Origin of the sequence: Muribaculum sp. (assembly GCF_029051885.1) — a bacterium.
Lineage (GTDB): Bacteria > Bacteroidota > Bacteroidia > Bacteroidales > Muribaculaceae > Muribaculum.
This window is the reverse complement of record NZ_JAIDKI010000216.1, coordinates 1-8,299: the sequence shown is the minus strand read 5'-3', so window position 1 is coordinate 8,299 and position 8,299 is coordinate 1. Positions and strand designations below refer to the sequence as shown.

The following is an 8,299-nucleotide window of genomic DNA, read 5'->3' as shown; positions in this document are numbered from 1 at the left end:
CCGCGAGGCTTTCGATGGATTTGACCGCGACACAATCCTTGCTTACGACGAAAAAAAGATTGATGAGCTTATGTCCCCTGCCGGAATCATTCGCAATAGAGCAAAAATCACGGCAGCGATATCTAACACTTCAGTTTTCAAGTCTAGTCAGGAAGAATCTGGTTCGTTTGATGCTTATCTTTCAGGCTTGTGTCTCAAAGAGCCTATTTTCGACCATATGTCCACAACTTCCACAATTTCAGATGCCCTGTCAGCCGACCTGCGTAAAAGGGGCATGAAGTTTGTAGGCTCTACCACAATCCACGCCTTCCTTCAGTCCATCGGAGTATTTAACTCTCACGAACCCGACTGTTTCCTATATCATAAAAATTCCGGCCATGATAGAACAAATTGAAATCTCTTTGCATCCGCAGCCACGGGGCATACATCTGGTGACGGTGGAAATCATGAGAAACTTGCCTGATTTGCCGCGAAAAGGATTGCTGAATCTACTGATAAAGCATACCTCGGCGGCCTTAGCCCTAAATGAAAATGCCGACCCTGATGTCCGCCGGGATCTTGCGGCGATTTTCAACCGGCTCGTCCCGGAAAACGCTCCCTATTACCTCCATACAGATGAAGGCACGGATGATATGCCCTCACATGCCAAATCGGTCATTGTCGGATCATCACTGACTATTCCGATTACCAACGGGCAGTTAAACCTAGGTACATGGCAAGGTGTTTATTTATGTGAGTTCCGCAACTATGGCGGTGCTCGCAAAATTGTCGCAACCATAATTGGAGAATGACCCAATGCCCTCATTCAGACCTCGCAAGCCATATAAGATAGGGTTAATCACCACATTCCGCTGTAATGCGGCATGTGAGAACTGTTGTTTCGGATGTCGTCCGGAGCGCGGACGAACCATGACCATTGACGAGATGAAACATTATGTCGATATTTGCATGGACGCTTATCCTGATTCAATCAAATATCTTGATTTAACCGGTGGTGAGTGCTTTCTGCTCGGAAATGATCTGGATGAAATCGTAAGATATGGCAAAGAAAGAGGATTGTCGGTAGCACTTGTGTCAAACGGATACTGGGGCAAATCATATTCCTCGGCTTTGGAAAGAATTCTTAAACTGAAGGCTGCCGGACTTAAGGATATCGCCTTCTCCGTAGGAGATGACCATCAGCATATACTTCCATTGAAAGGCTGCCGTAACGCCGCAGTCGCCTCTGCCCGGGCAGGATATAAAGTGGAATTCCGTATGGAAACTAAATTATGGGAATGTTCGGTATATGAGAAGCTTAAAGAGGATTCAGCATTCATGAGATTGGTCAATGCCGGAAAAATCGACATAGTATTCTGGAAATGGCAAGAGTTTAATAATAACATTCGGCATGGTCGCGGTTACCCATGCCATTGGAGGCCGTATGAGGAAAGCAAACCATGTAATCTATTGTTCAACACCATAGAGATTACCCCTTATGGCGATGTTCTTGCGTGTTGCGGCATAGGCAACACCAGAAATCCACACATGCGACTGGGCAATGTCTGGAAAGAACCGGTAAAGACAATTTATGAACGGACTTACGAGGATATTTTGAAAATATGGATAGGCAAAGAGGGCGCACAGGCCATTCTGCAATATGTCCATGACAATTCAGATATAAAATTCCACCAAAGCGGTAACGGATGTGAGTCGTGTATGGAGATTTTTGAGAATCCTAAAATCATCCCTTTCCTTCGTGAACATTACGACGACTGGGCAAACAAAATCTATTTCTACTGATGTATAAAGACAGACAAAACAAGATTCCACAGCCACGCACAATCGCCCGGCATTACGCAGAGGGCAAGTATTGCGACTACCCGACGGATATTGTTTTGTCGGCGGTGAATTCATACGATTATGAATATAACCCCACTGCCATTCCGATAAAGCTGGGATTCATACAGATATTTAATGCAAATTACAGAGCTTTCCTTTATCTGAGTGAACATAACACGCCGGACGAGGTTGCTGCATTTCTTGATAATCCCAATGGATTCATGGAAAAAGTCGGTGTTGAACTCGGCACTCCCTTCGATGATGTCGCTCCAAAGATTTTTGTGGCTATGGTTGAGAAAGATATGCTGGAAGCAATGAGAAATCCAGACACATCAGCCGTGTGCCATCTCATTCATTCTACAGATGGAGGCTCTTGGCCCATGCGACATCCTGAGCGTTTTCCAAAAGAATATATGAAAAGGTTCACCTATGCAACTTTACGGAACATACCATATCTTTTGGAGGATAAAATTTTTGAAGCCAAAGGGTTCAATAATGAGATGTCTATAAATATTCTGTTTATAAGAGACCATTTCTCGGAAAAATAACCGATTTAATGTATGTCGTATCCCCCCCCGAACTAAGCTCAGTTATAGACATATTATCCTCAAAATATTATGGCAAGGCACCCGATTTTGTCGGGTGCCTTTGCTATTGTAAGGAAATTTGATTAAATTTGCATCAAAACTAAATTTGTTGAAATGAAAGACCTAAATCGACTCAAAATAGTTCTATGCGAGAAGAAGAAGACAAGCAAGTGGCTCTCCGAGGAGCTTGGGAAGAACGTTGCAACGGTATCTAAATGGTGTACCAACACTATCCAGCCCGACCTTCCAACGCTTAACCGGATAGCCGAATTATTGGACGTTGATATAAAAGATCTGATTCAAAGCACTAAGCAATCATGAATAAGCAGCAACTCGCTTCTAAAATATGGGCATCCGCCAATAAGATGCGCTCGAAGATTGAGGCTAACGAATATAAGGACTATATTCTTGGCTTTATCTTCTATAAATTCATATCCGATAAACTTGTAGAACTTCTCCGGGCTGAAGGTTGGTCAGAGGCTGACATGAAGCAGTATCTCGTGGAGGAGAACGAGGAAATGGTCAAATACTGTCAGGACAAACGTGGCTATTTCATTGCCTACAACGATTTGTTTTCGACGTGGATTAACCCACTTCGTGAATCACCCTTTACCGTCGGTGATGTACGCGACGCCCTCAACCGCTTTGCCCGTCTCATCAAGCCCACTTATTCGAGAGTCTATGCAGGTATCTTCGATACTCTGCAAAACGGTCTTTCAAAACTTGGTGAAAACACCGGTTCGCAGACGAAATCAATTGTAAATCTGCTTGACCTTATAAAAGACATCCCCACTGACGGCTCACAGGACTACGATGTCTTGGGGTTCATTTACGAGTATCTTATCTCCAACTTCGCCGCCAATGCCGGAAAGAAAGCCGGAGAATTCTATACGCCTCATGAAGTGGCGTTGATGATGTCGGAGATTGTGGCACATCATCTTCGCAATGCCGATGAAATCAAAATCTACGACCCCACATCTGGCTCAGGTTCTCTGCTTCTGAATATCGGTCGTAGCGTAGGCAAATTTATCGAGGACAAAAACAAGATTGTCTATTATGCGCAAGAGTTGAAGGAAGCCACCTACAACCTTACCCGCATGAATCTGGTGATGCGTGGCATTCTGCCCGACAACATCATAGTGCGCAACGGCGACACTCTTGAAGAAGACTGGCCGTGGTTCGATGACAGCGACCCAACATCAACCTACGACCCATTGTACTGCGATGCCGTGGTCAGCAATCCGCCTTATTCACAGGAGTGGTCTCCGAAAGAAGAATCAAAAACCGACCCTCGTTATAAGAACTATGGCGTTGCTCCACAAGGTACAGCCGACTTCGCTTTCCTGCTCCATGACCTGTATCATGTTAAGCCCGGCGGCATTATGACTATCGTATTGCCCCACGGTGTTCTTTTCAGAGGTGGCAGCGAGGAAGAAATCCGAAAGAACCTTATCGAGCGCAACAATATAGACGCAATCATAGGTCTGCCAGCCAATATCTTCTTTGGAACCGGCATACCCACCATTGTCATGGTGCTGAAACAGAAACGAGACCGTGACGATATTCTGATTGTGGATGCCTCAAAGGGCTTCCAGAAGGTTGGCAAAAACAATCAGCTCCGGGCCCGCGACATCCGTAAGATTGTGGATGCAGTCACGGAGCGTAGAGAGATACCCAAGTTCTCTCGGCTTATCACCCGTGATGAAGTACGCGAAAACGGTTACAACCTCAATATCCCCCGATATGTAAATTCCGCTGACGCAGATGAGCAATGGGATATTTATGCCACCATGTTCGGCGGTGTTCCCAATTCAGAGATTGACGCATTGGCTGATGTGTGGACTGCATTCCCCTCACTCCGCTCACAGATATTCGAGCAGATGGATGAGAAGTATTCGCGCCTCCGTCAGATTGATATTGACAACACCGTTAACAGCAACGGTGAGTTTGCCGAGTTCCTGAGCCGCTATAACGCCATGCTCAAGGAGATGCCGGTTCTTCAGTACAACAACATCTTCGCAGAGTACAGCACCGTCAATGCCACCCGCAAACTCCGTGAGGTTGCAAACGACCTGTTTGAGCGTATAAAACCGTTTGAGCCGCTTATTGACAGCTATGCGGCATATCAGTTGCTCGAAGACCACTGGCGTGACATTTCCGGCGACCTTGAAATCCTCCAGTCCGAGGGACTTCATGCAGCCCGCATCTACGAGCCGAAGTATGAGATAAAGAAAAAGGACGGCAAGGACGTTGAAGTTCAGGTAGGTTATATCGGCCGTGTCCTTCCGCTTGAAATCGTTCAGGAATATATGTTGCCTGACAAAATCGGTCAACTTGATACAATGAGAAATGACCTTGTCAGGATTCAGTCCGACATTCAGGAAATTCTCGGTATTGTTCAGGAAGACGAGGGCGTTGCCGCCAATAACCCCGATTGGCTTAAAGATGATATGTCGGCATTTGTCCCCAAAGACCTTAAAACCGAGTGCAAGGCTATAAAGTCGAAACACGGCAAAGAGAAGATTGACCTCGAATCGCTAGACGGGCGACTTATCGAGGCTGATAGGCTTCTCGACCTCGAAAAGAAACAGAAGAAGGCTATCTCTCAGTATGAGGACGAGATACTCCACGATACGTTCAAGGTCATGGAATCTCTTTCAGATGACGATGTTTTCGCGCTTCTTCATGCCAAGCACATTGTCCGTCTTGAAAAGTCTCTCGCCGACCTGCCTATGCAATGGGAACGTGGTTTTGTCTCTTCGGTCAAGAGTCTGGCTAACAAGTACGGTGAGACTCTCGTTGACATCGATCGCAAGATTTCCGACTCGGAGCAGTCACTCGCTTCTCTCATTGATAATCTCACAGGCTCCGACCATGATATGGCCGGACTCCGTGAGTTCCAAAAACTTCTTCGCCATGAGTAAGATTATTCGACATAATACCCCAGCACTCGCTCCGGAGGTTATTGAACCTCTATACAATCGAGCTTCCTCCATCATTGAAGGGGCCCGTGACCGTGCATATCGTCAGGTCAACGAGAGCCTTGTGCGTCGCAACTGGGAGTTGGGTCAGATTATAGCCGAAGAAGAACTTAACGGCGAAGACCGCGCACAATATGGAGCATCGGTAATCAAGGAGCTTTCCAAACGCCTCACCGCCACATACGGCAAGGGTTTTACCAAAACGAATCTTTATGGCTATGTCAATTTCTACAAGATGTTTCCGCAGATTTTCCACGCACTGAGTGGAAAATCATCAAACCTACTTTCTTGGACTCATTACCGCACTCTCATTCAAGAGCTTAACAAAGAAGCCAGACAATGGTATGAAGCTGAAGCAGCATCACAGAATTGGAGTGTACGCACTCTTCAGCGTAATATAAGTTCTCAATACTACCACCGTCTGCTTGCGTCACAACGCAAAGACCTTGTAGAGAAAGAGATGTTACAGCTCACGGCTTCGTTACAGTCGCCCGACCCGGCGGAGTTCATAAAGAATCCTGTAATCGGGGAATTCCTCGGTTTCACAGCCGATTCATCATTCCGGGAGTCGGAACTGGAACAGTCGATAATCGACAACCTTGAAAGGTTCCTTCTGGAGATGGGCAAAGGCTTTGCTTTTGTAGCCCGACAGCAGCATATCCATACCGCAAAACGGGATTATTACATAGACCTCGTGTTTTATAACTATATCCTTAAATGTTTCGTTTTGATAGACTTAAAGACATCGAAGGTGGAACATCAGGATGTAGGACAGATGGATATGTATATCCGGATGTATGACGAATTAAAACGAGCCAAAGATGATAATCCCACCATCGGAATACTCCTGTGCGACGACACTGACGAGGACATCGCACGGTATTCGGTTCTGCACGACAACAACCACATGTTTGCGTCGAAGTATATGACCTATATGCCGTCGCCCGAACAGCTCCGCGCCGAAATAGAGCGTCAAAAAGAGATTTTTTACCTCAAAGAACAGTCAGAAGATGAAGAATAAATCTCTTACCCCAAAGATACGCTTCAAAGGCTACGATGACGAGTGGCAGCAAGCCAAAGTAAGAGATGTTTTTACTTTGGGCAACGGCTATACTCCATCTAAGGCAAACCCCGCATTTTGGACTAATGGCACAATTCCTTGGTTCAGAATGGAGGATATTCGTGAAAATGGTCGTGTATTGGCGGATTCCATTCAACACGTCACCCCTGAGGCGGTGAAATCCTCTGGACTATTCCCTGCCGGGAGCATTATTGTCTCGACAACCGCCACGATCGGAGAGCACGCTCTCCTAATTGCTGATTCGCTTGCGAATCAGCGATTTACGGTTTTCCAAACCGTAAATCGCTGGTCTTGGCTGAAAGCCAAGTATTTACTATACCGTTTTTACGGTCTCGGAGACTGGTGCAGAAAGAATGTCAATGCCGGAGGTCTCGCCGCCGTAAGCATCACAGACCTTCAGAAATATGACATAGACTTCCCATCAACAGCGGAGGAACGAGATTCTATTGCCGACTATTTCGACAACATAGATAAATTGTTGGTCGATACCGAGCGAGAGATAACCCGATTGGAGAAGATGAAACAAGCTTCCCTGCAAAAGATGTTCCCTCGCCCCGGAGAAACTACTCCCGAAATTCGTTTCAATGGCTTTACTGAGCAGTGGAAGTTGATTCAATTAAGACATATATGTGAGTCTTTTAAGTATGGTCTGAATGCACCGGCAAAGAAATTTGATGGGATACATAAATATTTAAGGATTACCGATATAGATGATACAACTCATCAATTCAATCAAGCAGACCTTACTTCTCCTGATGCTGGGCCATTGACAGAAGAATACAGGTTACATCTAAATGATATTGTTTTTGCCCGAACAGGAGCAAGTGTGGGGAAAACATATCTGTATGATGAGAAAGATGGAGATGTATATTGGGCAGGGTTTCTTATTTGTGCTCATGTCTCAAATGAGTTCGACTCGTCTTTTATTTTCTACATTACTACTACCCGAATGTATTGGGATTATATTGCCATATCTTCTCAGCGTTCAGGACAACCCGGAGTTAATGCCGAACAATATGCAGAGTTTTCATTCTATGTTCCAACATTACCCGAACAAAAGAGAATAGGCGAATATTTCCGTAATCTCGATGCGATAATCTCTGCCAAGCGCAAGAAACTCGAAAAACTCCAGAACCTCAAACAGTCTTGTCTTGACAAGATGTTTGTAAATACCACTGTCCAATGAGCCAATCTAATTTCGATAGTGAACCCAAATTTGAAGCCGCACTGATTGAGAAACTACAAACACGCGGCTGGGAGAAGGATGTACTCCGTTATCCAACGGAGCGCCAGCTTATACAGAATTGGGCTGATATTCTCTTTGAGAACAACCGCCATCGTGACCATCTTGGTGACTATCCGTTAACTGATACAGAGATGCAGCAGATTATTGACCACATCAATAACCTGCGTACCCCGCTTGCCATAAACAAGTTTATCAACGGTGTTGAAACCGCTATCAAGCGTGACAATCCCGATGATACGGAGCATTACGGCAAGGAGGTCACTGTAAAGATTTACGATCCTCAGGAGATTGCCGCCGGGCAGAGCCGATACCAAATAGTGCAACAGCCACAATTCCCCACCGCCTCGCCGATACTCAACAATCGCCGTGGCGACTTGATGTTGCTTATCAACGGTATGCCGGTGGTGCATATCGAGTTGAAAAAATCGGGCATCCCTGTCAGTCAGGCAACCAATCAGATAGAGAAGTATGCGCATGAGGGCATCTTCTCGCAGGGACTTTTCTCGATGGTGCAAATCTTCGTGGCGATGACACCCGAAGAGACCCTTTACTTTGCCAATCCGGGTCCAGACGGTAAGTTCAA

The 8,299-nt window shown here is 45.8% G+C and carries 9 protein-coding genes; all 9 read left to right on the top strand.

Annotated features, from left to right (window positions below):
- Positions 1-394 (top strand): DNA-3-methyladenine glycosylase I (locus tag K2I50_RS08925; RefSeq protein ID WP_301025973.1); only part of this gene is annotated, 394 nt, incomplete at its 5' end.
- The gene (locus tag K2I50_RS08920) at positions 378-791 is read left to right on the top strand and encodes a secondary thiamine-phosphate synthase enzyme YjbQ (RefSeq protein ID WP_301025972.1); all 414 of its coding nucleotides are present in this window, start codon (positions 378-380) and stop codon (positions 789-791) included. The genes K2I50_RS08925 and K2I50_RS08920, both read left to right, overlap by 17 nt.
- A 4-nt stretch (positions 792-795) precedes the next feature.
- Entirely contained in the window at positions 796-1,782 is a 987-nt protein-coding gene (locus K2I50_RS08915; RefSeq protein ID WP_301025971.1) for a radical SAM/SPASM domain-containing protein, read from the top strand.
- Positions 1,782-2,369 carry a hypothetical protein gene (locus tag K2I50_RS08910; protein ID WP_301025970.1) on the top strand — a complete coding sequence of 196 codons (588 nt, stop codon included), beginning with the start codon at positions 1,782-1,784 and terminating at the stop codon, positions 2,367-2,369. The genes K2I50_RS08915 and K2I50_RS08910 overlap by 1 nt, the downstream gene beginning before the upstream one ends.
- A gap of 153 nt (positions 2,370-2,522) precedes the next feature.
- Positions 2,523-2,729, top strand: coding sequence for a helix-turn-helix transcriptional regulator (locus K2I50_RS08905; protein ID WP_301025969.1), 207 nt, complete (start codon positions 2,523-2,525; stop codon positions 2,727-2,729).
- A complete protein-coding gene (locus tag K2I50_RS08900) occupies positions 2,726-5,332 on the top strand; it encodes a type I restriction-modification system subunit M (RefSeq protein ID WP_301025968.1) in 2,607 nt (868 codons plus the stop codon). Before K2I50_RS08905 ends, K2I50_RS08900 begins: the two co-directional genes overlap by 4 nt.
- Entirely contained in the window at positions 5,325-6,410 is a 1,086-nt protein-coding gene (locus K2I50_RS08895; protein WP_301025967.1) for a PDDEXK nuclease domain-containing protein, read from the top strand. Before K2I50_RS08900 ends, K2I50_RS08895 begins: the two co-directional genes overlap by 8 nt.
- Positions 6,400-7,656: a restriction endonuclease subunit S gene (locus K2I50_RS08890; protein ID WP_301025966.1), complete on the top strand. Its 1,257-nt coding sequence runs from the start codon at positions 6,400-6,402 to the stop codon at positions 7,654-7,656. The genes K2I50_RS08895 and K2I50_RS08890 overlap by 11 nt, the downstream gene beginning before the upstream one ends.
- On the top strand, positions 7,653-8,299 hold a 647-nt coding region (locus tag K2I50_RS08885), incomplete at its 3' end, for a type I restriction endonuclease (RefSeq protein WP_301025965.1). The genes K2I50_RS08890 and K2I50_RS08885, both read left to right, overlap by 4 nt.

Coding starts and splice junctions, on each gene's coding strand:
- K2I50_RS08920 (WP_301025972.1), top strand. CDS start 378: ATGATAGAACAAATTGAAATCTCTTTGCATCCGCAGCCACGGGGCATA.
- K2I50_RS08915 (WP_301025971.1), top strand. CDS start 796: ATGCCCTCATTCAGACCTCGCAAGCCATATAAGATAGGGTTAATCACC.
- K2I50_RS08910 (WP_301025970.1), top strand. CDS start 1,782: ATGTATAAAGACAGACAAAACAAGATTCCACAGCCACGCACAATCGCC.
- K2I50_RS08905 (WP_301025969.1), top strand. CDS start 2,523: ATGAAAGACCTAAATCGACTCAAAATAGTTCTATGCGAGAAGAAGAAG.
- K2I50_RS08900 (WP_301025968.1), top strand. CDS start 2,726: ATGAATAAGCAGCAACTCGCTTCTAAAATATGGGCATCCGCCAATAAG.
- K2I50_RS08895 (WP_301025967.1), top strand. CDS start 5,325: ATGAGTAAGATTATTCGACATAATACCCCAGCACTCGCTCCGGAGGTT.
- K2I50_RS08890 (WP_301025966.1), top strand. CDS start 6,400: ATGAAGAATAAATCTCTTACCCCAAAGATACGCTTCAAAGGCTACGAT.